18 protein-coding genes and 1 pseudogene are annotated in these 18,620 nt (G+C 73.1%); 11 read left to right on the forward strand and 8 right to left on the reverse strand.

From position 1 onward, the window contains the following. Positions 1-55: 55 nt before the first annotated feature. Positions 56-1,939, forward strand: coding sequence for a molecular chaperone HtpG (gene htpG, locus Ae150APs1_RS27965; protein WP_075301312.1), 1,884 nt, complete (start codon positions 56-58; stop codon positions 1,937-1,939). A 79-nt stretch (positions 1,940-2,018) separates the two neighbouring features. Beyond that, entirely contained in the window at positions 2,019-3,083 is a 1,065-nt protein-coding gene (locus Ae150APs1_RS27970) for an ABC transporter substrate-binding protein (RefSeq protein WP_075301314.1), read from the forward strand. Positions 3,084-3,141: 58 nt separating this feature from the next. Here Ae150APs1_RS27970 and Ae150APs1_RS27975 read toward each other — a convergent pair whose 3' ends face one another. Together Ae150APs1_RS27975 and Ae150APs1_RS27980 are read right to left on the reverse strand one after the other, a co-directional pair. Then, positions 3,142-3,837 (reverse strand): TetR/AcrR family transcriptional regulator, encoded by a 696-nt coding sequence (locus Ae150APs1_RS27975; RefSeq protein ID WP_075301316.1) that lies wholly within the window; start codon positions 3,835-3,837, stop codon positions 3,142-3,144. 16 nt (positions 3,838-3,853) lie between these two features. Further along, positions 3,854-5,065, reverse strand: a complete 1,212-nt coding sequence (locus Ae150APs1_RS27980) for a cytochrome P450 (RefSeq protein ID WP_212567269.1) — start codon at positions 5,063-5,065, stop codon at positions 3,854-3,856. A 224-nt stretch (positions 5,066-5,289) separates the two neighbouring features. Here Ae150APs1_RS27980 and Ae150APs1_RS27985 point away from each other — a divergent pair, with 224 nt between their 5' ends. From Ae150APs1_RS27985 to Ae150APs1_RS28005, 5 genes and pseudogenes are all read left to right on the forward strand, one after another. Then, on the forward strand, positions 5,290-6,975 hold the full coding sequence (locus Ae150APs1_RS27985) for an L-lactate permease (RefSeq protein WP_075302723.1): 1,686 nt from the start codon (positions 5,290-5,292) through the stop codon (positions 6,973-6,975). 52 nt (positions 6,976-7,027) lie between these two features. Next, positions 7,028-7,561, forward strand: coding sequence for a GNAT family N-acetyltransferase (locus tag Ae150APs1_RS27990; protein WP_075301318.1), 534 nt, complete (start codon positions 7,028-7,030; stop codon positions 7,559-7,561). Between the two features lie 101 nt (positions 7,562-7,662). Continuing rightward, positions 7,663-8,337, forward strand: a complete 675-nt coding sequence (locus Ae150APs1_RS27995) for an HAD family hydrolase (protein WP_060572508.1) — start codon at positions 7,663-7,665, stop codon at positions 8,335-8,337. A gap of 44 nt (positions 8,338-8,381) precedes the next feature. Beyond that, positions 8,382-8,735 (forward strand): hypothetical protein, encoded by a 354-nt coding sequence (locus tag Ae150APs1_RS28000; RefSeq protein WP_075301320.1) that lies wholly within the window; start codon positions 8,382-8,384, stop codon positions 8,733-8,735. A gap of 33 nt (positions 8,736-8,768) precedes the next feature. Next, positions 8,769-9,652 (forward strand): annotated as a pseudogene (locus Ae150APs1_RS28005) (pseudouridine-5'-phosphate glycosidase). Here the strand turns inward: Ae150APs1_RS28005 and Ae150APs1_RS28010 are convergent. The 5 genes from Ae150APs1_RS28010 to Ae150APs1_RS28030 form a co-directional block, all read right to left on the reverse strand. Next, entirely contained in the window at positions 9,636-10,178 is a 543-nt protein-coding gene (locus Ae150APs1_RS28010; RefSeq protein WP_010228435.1) for an NAD(P)H-dependent oxidoreductase, read from the reverse strand. The pseudogene Ae150APs1_RS28005 and the gene Ae150APs1_RS28010 sit on opposite strands and share 17 nt — an antisense overlap. Then, positions 10,175-10,696 carry a flavin reductase family protein gene (locus tag Ae150APs1_RS28015; RefSeq protein ID WP_075301322.1) on the reverse strand — a complete coding sequence of 174 codons (522 nt, stop codon included), beginning with the start codon at positions 10,694-10,696 and terminating at the stop codon, positions 10,175-10,177. The genes Ae150APs1_RS28010 and Ae150APs1_RS28015 overlap by 4 nt, the downstream gene beginning before the upstream one ends. A 268-nt stretch (positions 10,697-10,964) precedes the next feature. Further along, the gene (locus Ae150APs1_RS28020) at positions 10,965-12,107 is read right to left on the reverse strand and encodes a sigma-70 family RNA polymerase sigma factor (protein WP_249266502.1); all 1,143 of its coding nucleotides are present in this window, start codon (positions 12,105-12,107) and stop codon (positions 10,965-10,967) included. Positions 12,108-12,282: 175 nt separating this feature from the next. Then, positions 12,283-13,029: a DUF3141 domain-containing protein gene (locus Ae150APs1_RS28025; protein WP_083680504.1), complete on the reverse strand. Its 747-nt coding sequence runs from the start codon at positions 13,027-13,029 to the stop codon at positions 12,283-12,285. Between the two features lie 12 nt (positions 13,030-13,041). Continuing rightward, positions 13,042-13,644: a hypothetical protein gene (locus Ae150APs1_RS28030; protein WP_075301326.1), complete on the reverse strand. Its 603-nt coding sequence runs from the start codon at positions 13,642-13,644 to the stop codon at positions 13,042-13,044. 269 nt (positions 13,645-13,913) lie between these two features. On the opposite strand from Ae150APs1_RS28030, the gene Ae150APs1_RS28035 reads away from it, so the two are divergent. The 4 genes from Ae150APs1_RS28035 to Ae150APs1_RS28050 all read left to right on the forward strand — a co-directional run bounded on the left by Ae150APs1_RS28035 (position 13,914) and on the right by Ae150APs1_RS28050 (position 18,323). Further along, a complete protein-coding gene (locus Ae150APs1_RS28035; RefSeq protein ID WP_083680503.1) occupies positions 13,914-15,710 on the forward strand; it encodes an alpha/beta fold hydrolase in 1,797 nt (598 codons plus the stop codon). 177 nt (positions 15,711-15,887) lie between these two features. Further along, positions 15,888-16,388: a helix-turn-helix transcriptional regulator gene (locus Ae150APs1_RS33035; protein ID WP_010228426.1), complete on the forward strand. Its 501-nt coding sequence runs from the start codon at positions 15,888-15,890 to the stop codon at positions 16,386-16,388. 105 nt (positions 16,389-16,493) lie between these two features. Next, positions 16,494-16,832 (forward strand): hypothetical protein, encoded by a 339-nt coding sequence (locus Ae150APs1_RS28045; protein WP_010228424.1) that lies wholly within the window; start codon positions 16,494-16,496, stop codon positions 16,830-16,832. Positions 16,833-17,012: 180 nt separating this feature from the next. Beyond that, the gene (locus tag Ae150APs1_RS28050) at positions 17,013-18,323 is read left to right on the forward strand and encodes a patatin-like phospholipase family protein (RefSeq protein ID WP_075301328.1); all 1,311 of its coding nucleotides are present in this window, start codon (positions 17,013-17,015) and stop codon (positions 18,321-18,323) included. Here Ae150APs1_RS28050 and Ae150APs1_RS28055 read toward each other — a convergent pair whose 3' ends face one another. Beyond that, positions 18,324-18,608: a YggT family protein gene (locus Ae150APs1_RS28055; RefSeq protein WP_075301330.1), complete on the reverse strand. Its 285-nt coding sequence runs from the start codon at positions 18,606-18,608 to the stop codon at positions 18,324-18,326. It abuts the gene before it with no gap. Positions 18,609-18,620 lie beyond the last annotated feature (12 nt).

Below are 18,620 nucleotides of genomic sequence, written 5' to 3' on the forward strand. Positions count from 1 at the left end.
CCCGGCACGGCAGAATCGGGCGGTCCGACCGCATGGCAGCCAGGAGGGAAGAGACGTGAGCACCGAGACGATCGAGTTCCAGGCGGAGGCCCGGCAGCTGCTGCGGCTCATGATCCACTCGATCTACTCGAACAAGGACGTGTTCCTGCGCGAGCTGATCTCGAACGCGTCGGACGCGCTGGACAAGGTGCGTCTCGCCGCCTACCAGGACAAGGAGCTCGGGGCGGAGACCGACGACCTGCACGTCGAGCTCGTCGCCGACCCCGGGGCGCGGACCCTGACCGTGCGCGACAACGGCATCGGGATGACCCGCGACGAGGTCGTCGAGCTGATCGGCACCATCGCGAAGTCGGGCACCGCCGAGCTGCTGGCAAAGCTGCAGGACGCCGGGGACGGCGACCAGGCCCGCGACCTGATCGGGCAGTTCGGCGTCGGGTTCTACTCCTCGTTCATGGTCGCCGACCGGGTCGAGCTGACCACCCGCAAGGCCGGCACCGGCGGCGGGGTGCGCTGGGAGTCCGACGGCGAGGGCTCGTACACGATCGCCGACGTCGACGACGCCCCGCAGGGCACGGCGGTGACACTGCACCTCAAGGCGTCCGACGCCGAGGACCAGATGCACGACTACGCCGACCCGGGCGTGCTGCGCCGCATCGTGAAGACCTACTCGGACTTCATCACCTGGCCGGTCCGGATGACCCCGGAGAAGGCGCCGGACACGGAGTCCGAGCCGGAGCCCGAGACCCTCAACTCGATGAAGGCGCTCTGGGCGCGGCCCCAGAAGGACGTCTCCGACGAGGAGTACGCGGAGTTCTACCGGCACGTCAGCCACGACTGGCAGGAGCCGCTGGAGACCATGCGGCTCGCCGCCGAGGGCACCTTCGAGTACCAGGCGCTGCTGTTCCTGCCGCAGGTCGCGCCGATGGACCTCTACATGCGCGACGCCCGCCGCGGTGTCCAGCTCTACGTCCGGCGCGTGTTCATCATGGACGACTGCGAGGCGCTGGTCCCGGAGTACCTGCGCTTCGTCAAGGGCGTCGTCGACGCGGCCGACCTGTCGCTGAACGTCTCCCGCGAGATCCTCCAGCAGGACCGGCAGATCTCCGCGATCCGCCGCCGCCTGGTGAAGAAGGTGCTGTCCACGATCGGCACCCTGCGCGACGAGCAGCCCGAGAAGTACGCGACGTTCTGGGAGCAGTTCGGCCGCGCGCTCAAGGAGGGCCTGCTCTCCGACGCCGACAACACCGAGACGATCCTCGGGGTCTCCTCCTTCGCCTCCACCCACGCGACCGACGGGCCGACCACCCTCGCCGCGTACAAGGAGCGGATGCAGGAGGGCCAGGACGCCATCTACTACATGACCGGGGACTCGGCGTCGTCGATCCAGTCCTCCCCGCACATGGAGGCGTTCCGGGACAAGGGCTACGAGGTCCTGCTGCTCACCGACCCGGTCGACGAGGTGTGGGTCGACGGCGTCGAGGGCTTCGACGGCACGCCGTTCCGCTCGATCGCCAAGGGTCAGGTGGATCTCCAGTCCGACGAGGACAAGGAGAAGGCCGAGGAGCAGCGCACCGAGTTCGCCGGGCTCTGCGAGTGGGTGACCGGCGTCCTCGAGGAGGAGGTCAAGGAGGTTCGGCTGTCGTCGCGGCTCACGACCTCGCCCGCGGTGCTGGTCGGCGACGAGTCCGACATGACCCCGACCCTGGAGAAGATGTACCGGGCGATGGGGCAGGAGCCGCCGAAGGTCAAGCGGATCCTGGAGCTCAACCCGTCGCACCCGCTGGTCACCGGGCTGCGTGACGCGCAGGCCGCCGGGACCGACGCGAGCGAGACCGCCGAGCTGCTGCACGGCATGGCGCTGCTCGCCGAGGGTGGGGAGCTCGCCGACCCGTCCCGGTTCGTGGGGCTCCTGGCCGGACGGCTGGAGCGCACGCTCTGACCCGGTGCCCGCTGTGACGAACAGCTGAACGTCTGCTCAACTGTGGAATCCGGCGGGAGTGCGCGGCTAGTGTCCCCGCGTGCCCCGCTCCCGCCGGACCCTCGGATCCCGTGCCGCCTCGGTCGCCGCGTCGTCCCTCGTGGTCGTCCTGCTCGCCGGGTGCGGCGGGGCCCCGGAGCAGGCCGTCCCGGACACCGCCCCGGCCGGGCCGACGGTCCGCAACTGCGACGTCGACGTCCCGGTCGAGCGGCCCGGCCGCGTCGTCGCGATGTTCCACAACGCGGTCGAGGCCGTGCTCGCGCTCGGCGCGGGGGACCGGCTGGTGGGTGCCGCCTACCTCGACAACCCGCTGCTCCCCGAGCTCGCCGGCGGGTTCCACCCCGAGCAGGACCGGCCGATCTACTGGCCGGAGGAGTACCCGTCGCGCGAGGAGGTCCTGCGGGTGGCGCCCGACCTCGTGGTCTCCGGGTTCACCGGCGCCTTCACCCGGGAGGGCCTGGGCACCCGCGCCGACCTCGCCGGCACCGGGATGGACTCGTTCCTGTTCAGCTCCTACTGCCCGTCCGCCGACGGCGGCGGGCAGACCGAGCTCGGCGCGGTCGACGTGTCGTTGGCCGGGGTGGAGCGCGACCTCACCGACCTCGGCCGGCTGCTCGGCGCCGAGGACCGCGCCGCCGCGATCACGGGCCGCATGCGGTCCACCCTGGACGACGTCGCGCGGCGGCTCGACGGGGTCACCGAGCGGCCGCGGGTGGCGATGCTGAACTCGCCGGGACAGACCGGGGAGCTGCGCGTCTTCGGCTCCGGCGACATCGCGACGACGATCATCGAGGCCGCAGGCGGGACCCAGGCGTTCCCGGAGATCGACGGCCGGCAGCGCACGGTCTCGACCGAGGGGATCGTGGCCGCACGACCGGACGTCATCGTCGTCCCGGCCTGCTGCGGGGTCGACAAGGGACCGGAGTCGGCGGCGCCGCTGGTCGAGAGGCTGCGCGCCGACCCGGCGCTGGCGACGGTCCCCGCGGTCCGCGACGGCCGGGTCTACACGACGACGTTCGCCGAGGTCAGCCCGGGGATCCGGAACGCCGACGCGGTGGCGGCCCTGGCCGGGCGGCTGCACCCGGAACGCGTCTCCGGCCGCTGACGCAGAACATCCGCCCGGCGCCGTTGCCGAGCGGACGCCGACGACCGTAGCCCCTCACCTAGTGCGGGGGGAAGCTCGCGTCCGCACCGGTTTCTGTCCTGTCGCCGGGCGGCGACGGCAGCGGCGGATGGCCCGGCCGGAGCCCGTCGAGCAGCAGCGCCAGGTAGCGCCGCCGGTCCTCGTCGGCCGAGGCGCCGCCGCCGTCCGTGCCGTGGGTGCCGCCGGTGCCGCCGGTGCCGTCCGCGTCGTCCTCGGAGACGTCCACGGCGGCCAGTGCCATCACCAGCACCGCCGAGAGATCGCGCGGGGTGAGCTCGGGCCGCACGGCCCCGGCCTCCCGGGCACGGTCGAGCAACCGGGTCAGCGTGCGGCCGTACCGGTGCACCGGCTCGACGTCGAACGCGCAGGTCTCCCTCGCCAGCTTGAGCAGGGTGCGCCGCCCGGCGATCGCCTCCACCGCGCGGGACAGCGACCCGGCGAGGTCGGACCACGGGTTGCCCTCGCCGGCCGCGGCGGTCGGCTCGATCTCGGCGGCGAACACGTCCTCCAGCACCGCCCGCACCAGCAGGTCCCGGGTGCGGAAGCGGCGGTACAGCGTGGCGACCCCGACCCCGGCCCGCCGCGCGATCTCCTCCAGCGCGACGTCCGGGCCGTCGGACTCGAAGGCGGCGGCGGCCGCCTCGACGATCCGCCGGTGGTTGCGTGCCGCGTCGGCCCGCAACGGCCGGGCCGCTGGGCCGGTCGTGGTCCCCATCCGGGAACGGTAGCGCCTACCAGGTCACGCGGAGCGAGTGCATGCCGTACACGAAGTGGTATGCCCGGAATGCCGACGACGGGACCTCACCCGCGACGGCGAGCGTCGGGAACCGGCGCAGCAACGCCGGGAACGCCGTCGCCATCTCCATCTGGGCCAGTGGCGCGCCCAGGCAGTGGTGCACGCCGTGCCCGAACGCGACGTGCCCGGCCGCCCCGCGGCGGACGTCGAGCCGGGCCGGGTCCTCGGCGCCCGCCGCGGGATCGCGGTTGGCCGAGGGGAGCGAGCACAGGACGAGCGAGTCCTTCGGCACGGCGGTGCCGCCGATCGTGGTGTCCCGGGTCGTGACCCGGACGACGCCGGTGTGGACGATCGTCAGCCAGCGCAGCAGCTCCTCGACGGCCGGGCGGGCGAGCTCGGGCTCGGCCCGGACCGCGTCCGCCTGGTCGGGATGCTCGAGCAGCGCCAGCGTGCCGAGGGCGAGCATGTTCGACGTCGTCTCGTGCCCGGCGATCAGCAGCAGCGACGCGATGCCGACCAGCTCGGCGTGCGTGAGGTCGTGGCCGTGCTCGCGCACGAGCATCCCGAGGATGTCCTCGCCCGGGTCGGCGAACGCGCCGTCGACCAGCCGGGACATGTACGCGCGGTTCTCCCGGGAGAGCGCGACCCGCTCGTCGGCGGGCAGCGACAGGTCCAGTAGCCGCGACGACCGCGCGGAGAACTCGTCGCGGTCGGCGTAGGGCACGCCGAGCAGCTCGCAGATCACCAGCGAGGGGATCGGCAGCGCGAACTCGCGCACCAGGTCCGCGCCCGGTCCGGCCTTCTCCAGGGCGTCGAGGTGGTCGTCGACGATCTCGGTGATCCGCGGCTCCAGGCGCGCCATCCGGCGCTGGGTGAACTCGCGGGTGAGCAGCCGGCGCAGCCGGGTGTGCTCCGGCGGATCCTGGGCGAGCAGGTTCCCGGCCCGCATCTCGGCGAGCTCGGCCTCGGACAGCCGGGGGCCCTCCGGGCGGCGCAGCTCCGAGCCGGCCGCGTTGGAGAAGGTGGCCGCGTCGCCGAGCACCTCGCGGACGTCGTCGTAGCGGGTGACGAGGTAGGCCTCGGCACCGAACGCGCCCCAGACGACGGGGACGTCGCCGTCCTCGCGGTGCCGGTCGAGAGCGGGATCGGGGGTGAAGCGGTCCCGGCGCATGTGCAGCGGCAGGGGGTGGACGTCGGTGTCGGTCACGGTGGTGGTCCTCCGGGTCGCGGACGCGCGTCCCCACCGACCGTACGCGGTGAAATGATAGGAGGCTCTTCGTTTCGTCCGCTCCGGTGCCGGATCGGCCTGTGACGCACCGTTGTCCGGTCTGCTGCTCGGTGGCCGCGTACGTCACACTGTCGGGCGACGCGTTCCTCCACCCGTACCAACGCCCAGCACCGATCACCGACGATCCCTGCCGCGGAGTGCTCATGTTCCAGCAGCAACTGGCGCCGCTCGGGAGCCTCACGCTCTCGGCCCTGGTGGCCCTCCTGCCCCTGTTGACCATCTTCGTCCTGCTCGGCGCGCTGCGCTGGAAGGCGCTCGCGGCGCTCGCCGTCTCGATCGTCGTGGCCGTCGTCGCCTTCGGGATGCCGGCGCACCTGGCGTTGCTCTCGGCGACCGAGGGAGCGGTCTTCGGCCTCTTCCCGATCATGTGGATCGTCTTCACGGCGATCTGGCTCTACCAGGTCACGGTGGCCAGCGGCCGGTTCGAGGACCTCCGCGCGGCGTTCCACCTGATCTCGGACGACCCGCGGGTGCAGGCGGTGATCATCGCGTTCTGCTTCGGCGGGCTGCTGGAGGCGCTCGCCGGGTTCGGGGCCCCGGTGGCGATCACCGGCGTCATGCTGATGGCACTGGGCTTCTCGCCGATCCGGGCCGCCGTCGTCGTGCTGGTGGCGAACACCGCGCCGGTCGCGTTCGGTGCCGTCGGCACCCCGATCATCACCGCGGGCACCCTGACCGGGATCCCGTACGCCGAGATCGGCGCCGTGGTCGGGCACCAGACCCCGGTGCTGGCGTTCGTCGTGCCGCTGCTGCTGGTGTTCCTCGTCGACGGCGTGCGCGGCATGCGGCAGACCTGGCCGGTCGCGCTGGTGATCGGCCTGGCCTTCGCGGTGGCCCAGTGGCTCGCCGCGACCTACCTGTCGGTCGAGCTCACCGACATCGTCGCCGCCCTGACCGGCCTGGTCGCCGGGGTGGTCATGCTGCGGTTCTGGCAGCCGTCCGGCGGGACCGAGGCGATGGAGAAGCTGCGCGGCGAGCGGACGGACGAGACGCCGTCCGACGCCCCGGACGGTGGCGGCGGCACCGCGCTGGTCACCGAGCAGCGCGCCCTCACCGACCGCGCGGAGGCGCTCACCACCAGCCGGACGCTGATGGCGTTCTTCCCCTACCTGCTGGTCATCGTGGTCTTCTCGATCGCGAAGCTCTGGACCCCGGCCAAGAGCCTGCTCAGCGCCTCCGACGTCGGCGTCGCCTGGCCCGGGCTCGACGGGCAGGTCCTCGACGCCACCGGCGAGGCCGTCTCGACCACCACCTACAACTTCCAGTGGCTGTCCTCGCCCGGCTCGCTGCTGCTGCTGTCCGGGATCGTGGTCGCCGTCGTGTACCGGGTCTCCCCGGGCGCGGCCTGGCGCGAGTTCACCGGCACCGCGTACAAGCTGCGGTGGGCCTTCTTCACCGTCGCCACGGTGCTGGCGCTGGCCTACGTGATGAACCTGTCCGGCCAGACGATCACCGTGGGCACCTGGATCGCCGGCACCGGTGCGCTGTTCGCGTTCCTCTCCCCGATCCTGGGCTGGCTCGGCACCGCCGTCACCGGCTCGGACACCTCGGCCAACGCGCTGTTCGCCATCCTGCAGCAGACGGCTGCCCAGCAGGCCGGGCTCGACCCGCACCTGATGGTCGCGGCCAACACCTCCGGCGGCGTCGTCGGGAAGATGATCAGCCCGCAGAACCTCACGATCGCCGCCACCGCGGTGGGGATCGGCGGACGGGAGTCCGAGCTGTTCCGGAGGACGATCGGCTGGAGCGTGGTCCTGCTGCTCGCGCTCTGCGTCCTGATCTTCCTGCAGTCGACGCCGGTGCTGTCCTGGATGGTGCCGACCTTCTGACACGGGACCGGGCACCCGGCGCCGCGGAGCGGCATGCGGAAGGATCTGCCGGGTGCCCGCCGAGATCCGCGTCCTGCCCACTGCCGATCTCGGACGCGACGGGCTGCGACGGCTGCGGGCACTGCTCGACACGGCGTTCGACGACTTCGACGACGACTCGTGGGACCACTCGCTGGGTGGGCTGCACGTCGTCGCCGGGCCGCCGGACGCGCCGGTCGGGCACGCGGCCGTCGTCGGGCGGCGGTTGCTGCACGGCGGCACCGCCCTGCGCGCCGGGTACGTCGAGGCCGTGGCGGTGCACCCGGACGTGCAGGGCCGCGGCATCGGCGCCCAGCTGATGACGGCGGTCGGACGCCTCGTACGGGGTGGCTACCGGCTCGGGGCGCTCGGGGCGTCCGATCCCGCCGCGCGCCTCTACCGGCGCCTCGGCTGGACCGCCTGGACCGGGCCGCTGTCGGCGCTGACTCCGGACGGCGTCGTCGAGACCCCGGAGGAGCGCGGCGGCGTGTACGTGCTGCCGGTCGACGTCGTGCTGGACCCCGCACGGGCGCTGACCTGTGACTGGCGTGACGGCGAGCTCTGGTGACCGGCCGTCCGGGGGCGTCGTCGCCGGAGTGACCGAGCCGGTTCATCCGCAGGACAGGTCCACGACGGGTGCTGGCCACCCGCGGGGACTGGAGTTCCCCTGTGCAACTGGCGGTCCTCGATCTCGCGGGCACGACGATGGCCGACGACGGCCTGGTGCTCGCCGCGTTCCGTGCCGGGCTGCGCGCGGCCCGGGTCCGGGTGGACGGTCCGTGCTACCCGGCGCTGGACCGGCAGGCCCGCGCGACGATGGACCGGCCGGCGCTCACCGTGTTCGGCGAGCTGCTCGACGGCGACATGTACCGCGCCCGGCGTGCGCACACGGCGTTCGCCGAGTACCTCGCCGCCGCCGCCGACGACGGCCGGGTCCGGCCGGTCGACGGCGCCCCGGAGGCGCTCGACGCGCTGCGTGACGCCGGCATGCGGGTGGCGCTGACGTGCGGGTTCGACCCGGTCCTGCGGGACCGGCTGGTCGAGGCGCTGGACTTCACGTCCCGCGCCGACGTGATGCTGTCCCCGGCCGACGTCGACGGGCGCGGCCTGCCCGAGCCCGACCTGCTGCACGCCGCGGCGAAGCGGACCGGCGCCGAACCGTCCCGGGCGGCCGTCGCCGGCGACGCCACCGCGGGCATCGACGCCGCGGTCCGGGCGGGGGCCGGTCTCGCGATCGGGGTGCGTGGGGGAGCGCACGGCGAGCCCCGGCTGCGCGCGGCCGGCGCCGACGCCGTCATCGACTCGGTCGCGGACCTGCCCGCGCTGCTCGGCCTGCCCAGCTGAGCCCGGCCTGGCGCCCACCGCGGCCGCGGAGGAGGGTGTCGCCCATGACGACGGTCCTGGTGATCGGGTTCGACCCGCGGACGATCCCCGGGTACGCCCCCACCCCGGTGCTCGCCGGGCTGGAGCGTGGCCGGGCCCGCTTCCACGAGCTGGGCCTGGACGCCCACGAGTGCCTGGTGGACCCCGCCGACGGCGCCGTCGAGGCGATCACCGCGGCGCTGACCGCCCGCCGGTACGACTGCGTCGTCGTCGGGGGCGGGCTCCGGTCGTCGCCCGAACACCTGCGCCTGTTCGAGGAGGTCGTCAACCTCGTCCGGGTGCACGCGCCCGCCGCCGAGATCGCCTTCAACACCGCGCCGGACGACTGCGCCGACGCGGTGCGCCGCCGGATCCCCTGACCCGGCGCCGGCGAGGCGCTACGGTCGATCACGATGAGGATCGCCGACGAGGTGTCCCGGGCCCTGGCCGCCGGGCGGCCGGTGCTGGCCTGCGAGTCCAGGATCGTCACCCACGGCCTCCCGCGGCCGCGGAACCTCGGCGTCGCGCGCGACGCCGAGGACCTGGTCCGCTCGCTGGGTGCCGTCCCGGCGACGAGCTGGAGCGGCTCGCGTCCGATCCGGACGTGGCGAAGCTCAGCGCCCGCGACCTCCCGGTGGCCGCGGCCACCGGGGTCTCCGGCGGGACGACCGTCGCGGCGACCGCGCACGTCGCCCACCGGGCCGGGATCCGGGTGTTCGCCACCGGCGGTCTCGGCGGGGTGCACCGTGACGCGGCGTCGACGTTCGACGAGTCCGCCGACCTCCCGGCGCTGGCCCGGCTGCCGATCGTCGTCGTGAGTGCCGGGGTGAAGTCGGTGCTCGACGTCCCCGCGACCCTGGAACGGCTGGAGACCCTCGGGATCTCGGTCGCCGGGTACCGGACGCACGCCTTCCCCGGGTTCTACGTCGCCGACTCCGGGTACGCGGTGCCGCAGCGCGTCGAGTCGCCGGAGCAGGTCGCGGTGGCCTGGCGGGCGGCACGCGGTCTCGGCCTGGGGTCCGCGCTGCTGGTGGCCAACCCGGTCCCGGCCGCCGAGCAGCTGCCCCCGGCCGAGCACGACGCCGCGCTGACCGCCGCGCTGGCGGCTCTCGACGACGCCGGGATCACCGGCCAGGACGCGACCCCGTTCCTGCTGCAACGGGTCCGCGACGCGACCGGTGACCGCAGCCTGGAGGTCAACGTGGCGGTCTACCGCAACAACATGGCGCTCGGGGCCCGGATCGCGGCGGCCCTGGCCGGGCCGGCCGGACCCGCGGCGGTCACACCACCGGTGTGACCGCCCGCAACGCCTCCGACGACCGGACCGCGGCCGTCAGGTCCGCCAGTGCCCGGCCGTGCGCCGCAGCCAGCTCCGCCGACTCCGGCGTGAGGGTGTTCCGGTCGACGTAGCCGGAGTGGTCGAGGTAGAGCCCGGGGGAGAGGACCTGCACCGCGAAGAACCCGGCGAGTACCGAGCGCAGGTCGTCGACGGCGAGGAAGTGGTGCCCGCTCGCCCCGGTCAGCACGACGGCGGCGGCCTTGCCCTGCAGCGGCGCGGTCTTCTCGCCCCACTTCCCGCGCTCGGTGGCCTCCAGCAGCGCCCGCAGCGACGCGGTGTGCCCGGCCCGGTAGACCGGGCTGCCGAACACGACGGCGTCGGCGTCGGCGAACGCGGCGGTGACCTCGTCGTGCGAGGTCTCCGAGAGCTCGATCAGCCGGGTGCTGTCGCCCGCCTTCTCGGCGCCGGCGAGGAGTCCGGCGACGGCGGTGGCCGTCCGTCCACCCGGTTCCGGCCCGGCGACGACGCCGATGATGGTGCTCACGAGCTCTCCTTCGGGGTCAGGTGGTAGCCGCCGCGGAAGAACAGCAGCGGCAGCCGCGCGACGTCGGCGCCGAGCGCGTCGACCTGGGCGGCGACGATGGTGTGGTCACCGCCGTCGTACTCGTTCCAGAGGGTGCAGTCGACCCAGGCGCCGACGCCGTCGAGCACCGGCGCGCCGGACGGCGCGGGTGTCCACGAGACCCCGGCGAACTTGTCGACGCCCGAGCGCGCGAACCCGGCGCTGTGGTGCTCGTGGTCGGCAGCCAGGACGTTGACGCAGAACCGCCCGATCTCGCGGATCCGCGGCCAGGTCGACGAGCCCCGCGCGGGGGAGAAGCTCACCAGCGGTGGCTCCAGCGACAGCGAGGAGAACGACTGGCAGGTGAAACCGATCGGCCCGTCCGGTCCGTGGGAGGTGACGACCACGACCCCCGAGGCGAACGCGCCGAGCGTGTCGCGCATGGCCTCCGGGGTGACCGGGCCGGGGACGGACGTGGTGTGGGCCGTGGATCCGGACATGTCCTCGACCCTAGGCGCGCCACGCCGGTCGGGCCAGCGATCACGGTCACGCGTCCCACGCCGTGCGACGGCGGGCCCGGTGTCGGGGCGATGTCGGGGCGATCTCCCTGGGGCGCCCGGACCGCCCGGGCGATGATCATGTAGAATTCTCCCCTGCCGCACTCCGAACTCGTGGGGAGCCCCGGGGTGCGCTGACGACGACGGCCGTGCGGAGCGATGCTCCGCACGGCCGTCGTCCGTCGTGCGTGGTAGGAGAGGAGTGCCCGCCTCAGCTGGCGTAGGCGCGCAGCTTGTCGGCCCGCTCGCCGACCCGCAGCTTCGCCATGACCTCCCGCTCGATCTGGCGCACCCGCTCCCGGGAGAGCGTGAAGGCGCGGCCGATCTGGTCGAGCGTGCGGGGCTGGCCGTCGTCGAGGCCGAACCGCATGCGGATGACCTTCTGCTCCCGGTCCTCCAGGGTGGCGAGCACCCGGCGGAGGTCGTCGCTCAGCAGGCTGGAGATCACCGTGTTCTCGGCGTCGGTGGCCTCGGCGTCCTCGATGAAGTCGCCGAGCGGCGCTTCCTCCTCGGACCCGACGGGCATGTCCAGGCTCACCGGGTCACGCGCGTGGTCCAGCAGGTCGGAGATCTTGTGCTCCGGGATGCCGGACTCCTGGGCGAGCTCGGCCTCGCTGGGCTCGCGGCCCTGCCGCTGGTGCATGTCGCGCTTGATCCGGGCGAGCTTGTTGACCTGTTCCACCAGGTGCACGGGCAGCCGGATGGTGCGGGCCTGGTCGGCCATCCCGCGGGTGATCGCCTGCCGGATCCACCAGGTGGCGTACGTCGAGAACTTGAAGCCCTTGGTGTAGTCGAACTTCTCCACCGCGCGGATCAGGCCCAGGTTGCCCTCCTGGATCAGGTCCAGCAGCGGCATGCCGCGCCCGGTGTAGCGCTTGGCGAGCGAGACGACCAGCCGGAGGTTGGCCTCCAGCAGGTGGTTCTTGGCCAGTGCACCGTCCCGGACGACCGCCCGCAGGTCCCGCCGGTACTGCGGGTCGAGGGACTCGAGGGTCCCCTCGGCGGTCGCGGTGTCGAGGCGGTGCTGGGCGAAGATGCCGGCCTCGATCCGCTTGGCGAGGTCGACCTCCTCGGCGGCCGTGAGGAGCGCGGTGCGGCCGATGCCGTTGAGGTACACGCGGACGAGGTCCGCGGCCGGGCTCTGCGCGTCGAGATCCTCGGCCAGCGCGGCGCTCGCACCGGGTACGGTGGTCTCCAGCGCGGTGTCCTGTGCGGTCGCCCGTGCCCGGGAACTCGACGCGACCCTGGGAGCGGTCTTCTTCGCGGCGGCGCGGGTGGGCGCCTCCGTCGTACGGCGGGGGCCGGGAACGGCCGTGGTCTCGGCCGGAGCGGTCGTGGTCACCGTCATGTGCATTTCCTCCCCTGCTCGGGCGCGACGAACGACGGATGGGGCTCGTCGCATCGCCCTACACCGGGTCCAACGCACCCCGTGACGGGATCGTTCCCGCGACGCGGCCCCCGCGGCCGGGAAAATCGCCGCGGGGGCCGTGTCGTCGATCACATCGTGTTGCGGATCTCTCAGGATCCTCTTAAGGAGCGGGCACCCGCGGCGTGTCGCGGGGATCGGCCACGGCGCGGACGCTGCTGCGCCGGCGCGAGCCCTTGCCTGTTCCGCCCGCCTTCGCGCGCGCACCCGGGACGGAGTGCGAGTAGACGGACTCCATCAGCACCGGCCACTCCTGACGCAGTGCGTCGCGCCCCATGAACAGCCCGAGGTGGCCGGCCGACGCCGTCCGGTAGGTGACGTCCTTCGCCGGCGTGCTCACCTTCTCCGCGGCCGCGAACAGCTGCGGCGCCGGGGTGATGCGGTCGGTGGAGCCCGCGAGCAGAAGCAGCGGGCAGTCGATCGCCGCCATGTCGACCGTGCGGCCGTCGACCTGCAGCGTGCCGTCGATCAGGCGGTTCTTCCAGAACAGGTTCTCCACCAGCCAGAGGTAGAACGCCCCGGGGATGTCCTGGGTGTACTTGAACCAGTCCTCGAACACCCGGTAGCGCTCGACGTGCGTGGCGTCGTCGATGTTCTCCAGCAGCTGGAGCTGCCGGGAGACCTCGGACTGGGGCTGGATCGAGATGAAGTTGGACAGCACCGCCGAACCGGGCATGTTGCCCCCACCCGCGGCGACCAGCGCCTTGTACGGGGCCATGCCCATCGATCCGGCCATCAGCTTCGTGGAGGCGGAGATGATCGACTCGCCGGCGTGGAAGTCGATCGGTGCGCCGGCCAGGGTCAGGGTGTTGACCCGCTCCGGGTGCAGGGCCGCGTAGATCGTGGCCAGCCACCCGCCCTGTCAGTCGCCGACCAGGTTCGCCCTCCCGCCCATCCGGCGGATCGAACGGTCGATCACCTCGAGGTAGTCGGTGATCGTGACGTTCTTCGTCGCGGTCGTCGCGGGGCGCCAGTCCAGCGCGTAGAGCTTCGTCAGGCCCGCCGCCCGGATCATCGCCAGCTGGCTCTGCTGCGGCGAGTAGTCGATGACGGTCGAGGAGTGCCCGGCCTGCGGCGGCAGCACGAGGGTGGGCACCACGTCGTCGTCGCGGTGCTCGGCGGCGGTGAAGTCGCGCAGCAGCGCGAACGGGGTGGACAGCGCCACCTCGTTGGCCAGGTGCCAGGCCGGCTCGCGGCGGTCGGCCATCGCCGAGAGCCAGAGCAAGGAGCGACGGGCGGCGTCACCGGGCTTGGCGATCCGCTGCACGGCGTCGATCCAGTACGCGCCCGTGGCGCGACCGACCTCCGTCACCACCTTGGTCAGGTTGCGGGCGTTGTACGAGATCAGGAAGCGCAGCGGGTCGACGTGTCCCGCCGGGGCGGTCTCCGTCCCGCCGGTGGCGGGGACGGCACGCGGGCCGTGATCGGTCGCCGCGGTGGTGCGCTGGCTGGTCGCCGTGCTCATGGGCCTCTCCCATCAACTCTGATGCCCGGGGCCTGTCCGGGTTACCGAACGGTAAAACGCGTTCGGTATGGCAAGCAACTCAGGGACTACTCGTCGGTAGTGCTTGCTACATCAAGCGCAGGTGAGGGGGGTCTCAGCGTGACGCGGCCGGACAGGGGCTGCCTACCGGTGAGTACCCCGTCACGATGGGCGACATCTTCGCGCCACCCCCTCGGGGGATCCGCGCGGCGAGGCACGGACACCACCGGCCGATCTGGAGTGAGACGACAGTGACGACGCAGCCCGCAGCCCGGAACGAGACCGACACGACCGGCGGGGCGGCCGAACGGGCCGGGGACGCCACCGAGGTGCTGCGACGGCAGGCGGCGGGCCTCGTGCGCGACCTGCGCGAGCTGGCCGATCCCGAGGGTCTGCGGGCCAAGGTCGACCCGGTCGGATTCGGCGGTGCGCTCGGCGAGGCCGCGAAGTCCCTCGCGGGCAGCCCCGGAGCGGTGCTGCGGGCGGGCTTCGGCTTCGGCGTCGACTCGGCGAAGGCGGTCGCGGCGGCGGCCTCGCGCGCCGTCGGCGGCACGACCAACGGGCCGGCGTCGCTGCCCGAGAAGGACAAGCGCTACGCCGACCCGGCCTGGGAGGGTAACGCCTGGTACTACCTGGCCCGTCAGGAGCACGCGCTGCTCGCGGACCGGCTGACCGAGCTGTCGAAGGCCGCCCGGGTCTCGCCGGTCGCGCGCCGCAAGCTGGACTGGCTGGTCGGGCAGACCGTCGAGGCGCTCGCGCCGTCGAACGCGGTCGTCACCAACCCGGCCTGGCCGAAGAAGATCGTCGAGACCGGCGGCCTGAACGTCGTGCGCGGTGCCCGGAACATGCTCCGCGACACCGTGCAGAACCGGGGGATGCCGCGTCAGGTCACGCCGGGGCAGTACGTCGTGGGCAAGGACCTCGCCGTCACGCCGGGGCACGTGGTCTTCCGCAACCGGCTGATCGAGCTGATCCAGTACGAGCCGCAGACCGAGAAGGTCCACGAGACCCCGCTGCTGATGAGCCCGCCGTGGATCAACAAGTACTACATCATGGATCTCGCGCCGGGTAAGTCGCTGGTCGAGTGGGCGGTGCAGCACGGTCACACCGTCTTCATGATCAGCTACCGGAACCCGGACTCGGCACTCGCCGACCTGACGATGAGCGACTACCTGCGCGAGGGCCCGATCGCGGCCATCGACGTCGTCCGGGAGATCACCGGCAAGGACAAGATCAACGTCGCCGGGCTGTGCCTGGGCGGCGCCCTGTCCGCGGCGACCGTCGCCTGGCTCGAGGCGCGGGGCACCCAGTACGTCAACTCGCTGACGCTGATGAACACGCTGCTCGACTACACCGGCCCGGGGCAGCTCGGGGTCTTCACCGACGAGCAGACGGTGAACCGGCTCGAGCGGTCGATGCGCAAGGACGGCTACCTGCCCGCGGCGAGCATGAAGACGACCTTCGACCTGCTCCGTGCGACCGAGCTGGTGTGGAACTACGTCGTCAACGACTGGATGCTCGGCGAGGACCCGAAGCCGTTCGACATGCTGAGCTGGAACGCCGACTCGACGCGGATGCCGGCCGCGATGCAGACCGAGTACCTGCGCACGCTGTACCTGGAGAACCGGTTCGCCGAGGGCAAGCTGGAGCTCGCGGGGGAGCGGCTCGGCATCGCCGACGTCCGCCCGGACAGCTACGTCATCACCGCGGAGTCCGACCACATCGCACCCTGGCGCTCGGTCTACACCGGCGCGGCGAAGATCGGCGGCACGGTGCGCTTCGTCCTGTCCAACTCCGGCCACATCGCCGGGGTCGTGAACCCGCCGTCGCCGAAGTCGCGGCACTGGTTCGGCGAGTCCGACGACCTGCCGGCCTCGCCCGACGACTGGCGCGACGACGCCGGTGAGCGCAAGGCGTCGTGGTGGGAGGACTGGACCCCGTGGATCGCGGAGCGGGCGGGCAAGGAGGTCTCGGCGCCGAAGAAGGTCGGCTCCGACGCTCATCCGCCGCTCGAGCCGTCGTCGGGACGCTACGTCCTCACCGGCTGAGGAAACCCCGCTCCCGACACTCCGTCCACTGTGGTGCGTCACGGGCGGTGCGTGCGCGGCGGCCGCGCAACGGGGACAATGCGCGACCATGGACCGCGTACGCATCCCGTCCGCGCGCCGGCGACCGCCGCGCGGACCGTGCCCGGGCACTGCCGGGTGTCCGACCGGGGTCGCCCGGTGAGCCGCGCGCAGCAGGAGGACCGCCGTCGCGGGTCCGACGGGTCGAGCGCGGCCTCGGCCGCACAGCGGCTGCGCGGCGCCGGTGCACAGGCCGCCGAGGCCGCGGAGGACGCCTGGAGCGCGCAGGTCAACGCGCTGGGCGGCTTCATCCGCGCCCAGCGCCAGATGGCGAAGCTCTCGCTGCGCGAGATGGCCGCGATGACGAAGGTGTCCAACGCCTACCTGAGCCAGGTGGAACGCGGGCTGCACCAGCCGTCGCTGAAGGTGTTGCGCTCGATCGCCGACGCGCTGCACCTCGACACCGACCAGATGCTGAGCCGGGCGGGCTGGTCGTTCCGCGACGACGACGCCGACCCGCCCGCGGCCGCGACGCCGGATCCCGGGCGGGACCGGGCCGTCCCGGACGTCGAGGCGGCGGTGGCGGCCGACCGGCGGCTGTCCGACGAGCAGAAGGCGGCCTTGCTGGGCGTGTACCGGAGCTTCGTCGAGCGGGACTGAGCAAGGATGCTTGACATACTTAACGGTGCTGCGTAGTTTTCTTGGCATGACGGGCGTGTCCCCGCGTCCCGTCCGCCACGAGACCTTTCTCGGGAGGGAGCCACGATGACCGCCTCCACCGAGCAGTTCGTCGACATCGCCAAGCGGGGCCAGGACCTGGTCACCGAGTCGGTCCGCAACTGGACCGAGACCGTGCAGGGCTTCGGCAGGCAGTTCGCCGACGGCGGCCGCCCGCAGCTGCCGGACGCCGGTGTCGCCGTCGACCGCGTCTTCGACTTCTACGAGCAGGTGCTGGGCCACCAGCGCGAGCTCGCCAGGACCGTCGTCGGGGCCGGGTCCTCGGTCGTCGACCAGTTCACCGAGCAGGCGACGAAGGCCGCCGAGGCCGTGACCGAGGAGACTGCGCCGAAGGCCGCGCGCAGCCCGCGCTCCACCACGAAGTGATCCCCGCCGGCACCGGCCGGCCACGCACACGGACGTCCCCCTCCTCGGAGCCGGGACTCCGCCCCACGGCCCCCGCCACGGCGGGGGCCGTGTCGCGTCCGGCCGCTGCCGGCGTGAACAGCGGGTGACAGGACCTCCGGCCGCTGGCCGCCCCGGCCCCGCGCGCCCGATCATGGGGTCATGAGCAGCCCCGACCGCCCCCGCCGGATCGCCGTCGCCTGCCAGGGCGGGGGCAGTCACACGGCCTTCACCGCGGGTGTCCTGGCCCGGCTGCTGCGCTCGCCCGCCCTCGACGACACCGAGATCGTCGGGCTCTCCGGGACGTCGGGCGGCGCGATCTGCGCCCTCGTCGCGTGGGACCGGCTGCGCGGCGGGCAGGGCCCGGGGGAGCGCGCCTCCGCGGCACGGGCGCTCGAGGAGTTCTGGGCCGACAACGCCGCCCGGTCACCGCTGGCGCGGCTGCAGAACGCGGGCGTCGTCTGGGCGGGGGCGCTGCAGGGGATCGGGCTGCTGCCGGCGTCGACGCCGTACCTGGTGCCGCGCCCGCTCGACGGCATCCGCCAGTTCCTCGACCTGCTCGGCCGGCACGTCGACCTCGAGGCGATCACCCCGGACCCGGACGGGCGGGAGGCGCTGCTGCTGCTCGGTGCCGTCGACGTGCTGGCGGGGGAGTTCCGTGCGTTCTCCAGCCGCACCGACCGGATCACCGACCGATCGGTCCTGGCCTCGGCCGCGATCCCGACGCTGTTCCGCGCCGTGCACACCCACGGCGGGGTCTACTGGGACGGCCTGTTCTCGCAGAACCCGCCGGTCCGTGACCTGCTCGACACCGATCCCGACGAGCTGTGGGTCGTGCAGATCAACCCGTCCGCGATCGGGTCCGAGCCACGGACGCCGATCGAGATCGCCGACCGCCGCAACGCGCTGGCCGGGAACCTCTCGCTGAACCAGGAGCTCGGGTTCGTCGAGACGATCGACGGGCTGCTGGCCGAGGGCTCGCTGACACCGGAGGCGGGCTACCGGCACGTCACCGTGCGGGTGCTGGAGATGCCGCCGTCGGTGCTCGCGTCGCGGGTGATCGGGTCGGCGTCGAAGCTCAACCGCGACGCGTCGTTCCTGGCCGGCCTCCAGGCGAGCGGCGCGACGGCGGCCGACCGGTTCCTCGGGGCGCTGGCCGTGGAGCGGGCTGTGCTGGAGGGGGACGTCAGCGCGTTCCGGGCGGCGGTCGTGCCGGAGGTGGTCCTGTACTCGACGGCGCCGTTCCGCGAGCGCGACCCCGGCGGGGTGCCGCTGCGCGAGCACGCCGACCGGCTCCTCGACGGCGAGTTCACCGTCGACCCGGCACGCAAGCAGGTCACCCGGGACGCCGCGGTGTGGGACGTCCGGGTCACCCGGGCCGGGGACCCGGCCGGCGCGGTGCCCGGCCGCGTCGAGGCCGAGCTCGACGACGACGGCCGGATCACCACCCTGCGGCTCGGGCCGGGCGACTGATCAGAACGGGATCAGCGGCACGACCACCAGCCGGACGACGAACACGAGCACGAACACGATCAGGACCGAGAGGTCCAGACCGACGTTCCCCATCCGCACGGGCTGCACGAGCCGGCGGACCGGCGCCACGACCGGCTCGGTGATCCCGTGCGTGATCCGGCGGGCGGTGTCGAGCACGGCGCCGCCCCGGCCCGACCCGAGCACCTCGATCCAGTCGACGATCACCCGGGCGACCAGCACGAACTGGAACAACCCCAGTACGAGGCCGAGCAATGAAGCGATCACGATTCCCCAGCT

Source organism: Pseudonocardia sp. Ae150A_Ps1 (assembly GCF_001932315.1).
Classification (GTDB): domain Bacteria; phylum Actinomycetota; class Actinomycetes; order Mycobacteriales; family Pseudonocardiaceae; genus Pseudonocardia.

Bases quoted from the DNA above. Each gene is read 5' to 3' on its own strand.
- Ae150APs1_RS27975 (WP_075301316.1), bottom strand. From the start codon at position 3,837: ATGGGGACCACGACCGGCCCAGCGGCCCGGCCGTTGCGGGCCGACGCG.
- Ae150APs1_RS27985 (WP_075302723.1), top strand. From the start codon at position 5,290: ATGTTCCAGCAGCAACTGGCGCCGCTCGGGAGCCTCACGCTCTCGGCC.
- Ae150APs1_RS28000 (WP_075301320.1), top strand. From the start codon at position 8,382: ATGACGACGGTCCTGGTGATCGGGTTCGACCCGCGGACGATCCCCGGG.
- Ae150APs1_RS28015 (WP_075301322.1), bottom strand. From the start codon at position 10,696: ATGTCCGGATCCACGGCCCACACCACGTCCGTCCCCGGCCCGGTCACC.
- Ae150APs1_RS28020 (WP_249266502.1), bottom strand. From the start codon at position 12,107: ATGCACATGACGGTGACCACGACCGCTCCGGCCGAGACCACGGCCGTT.
- Ae150APs1_RS28030 (WP_075301326.1), bottom strand. From the start codon at position 13,644: ATGAGCACGGCGACCAGCCAGCGCACCACCGCGGCGACCGATCACGGC.
- Ae150APs1_RS28045 (WP_010228424.1), top strand. From the start codon at position 16,494: ATGACCGCCTCCACCGAGCAGTTCGTCGACATCGCCAAGCGGGGCCAG.
- Ae150APs1_RS28050 (WP_075301328.1), top strand. From the start codon at position 17,013: ATGAGCAGCCCCGACCGCCCCCGCCGGATCGCCGTCGCCTGCCAGGGC.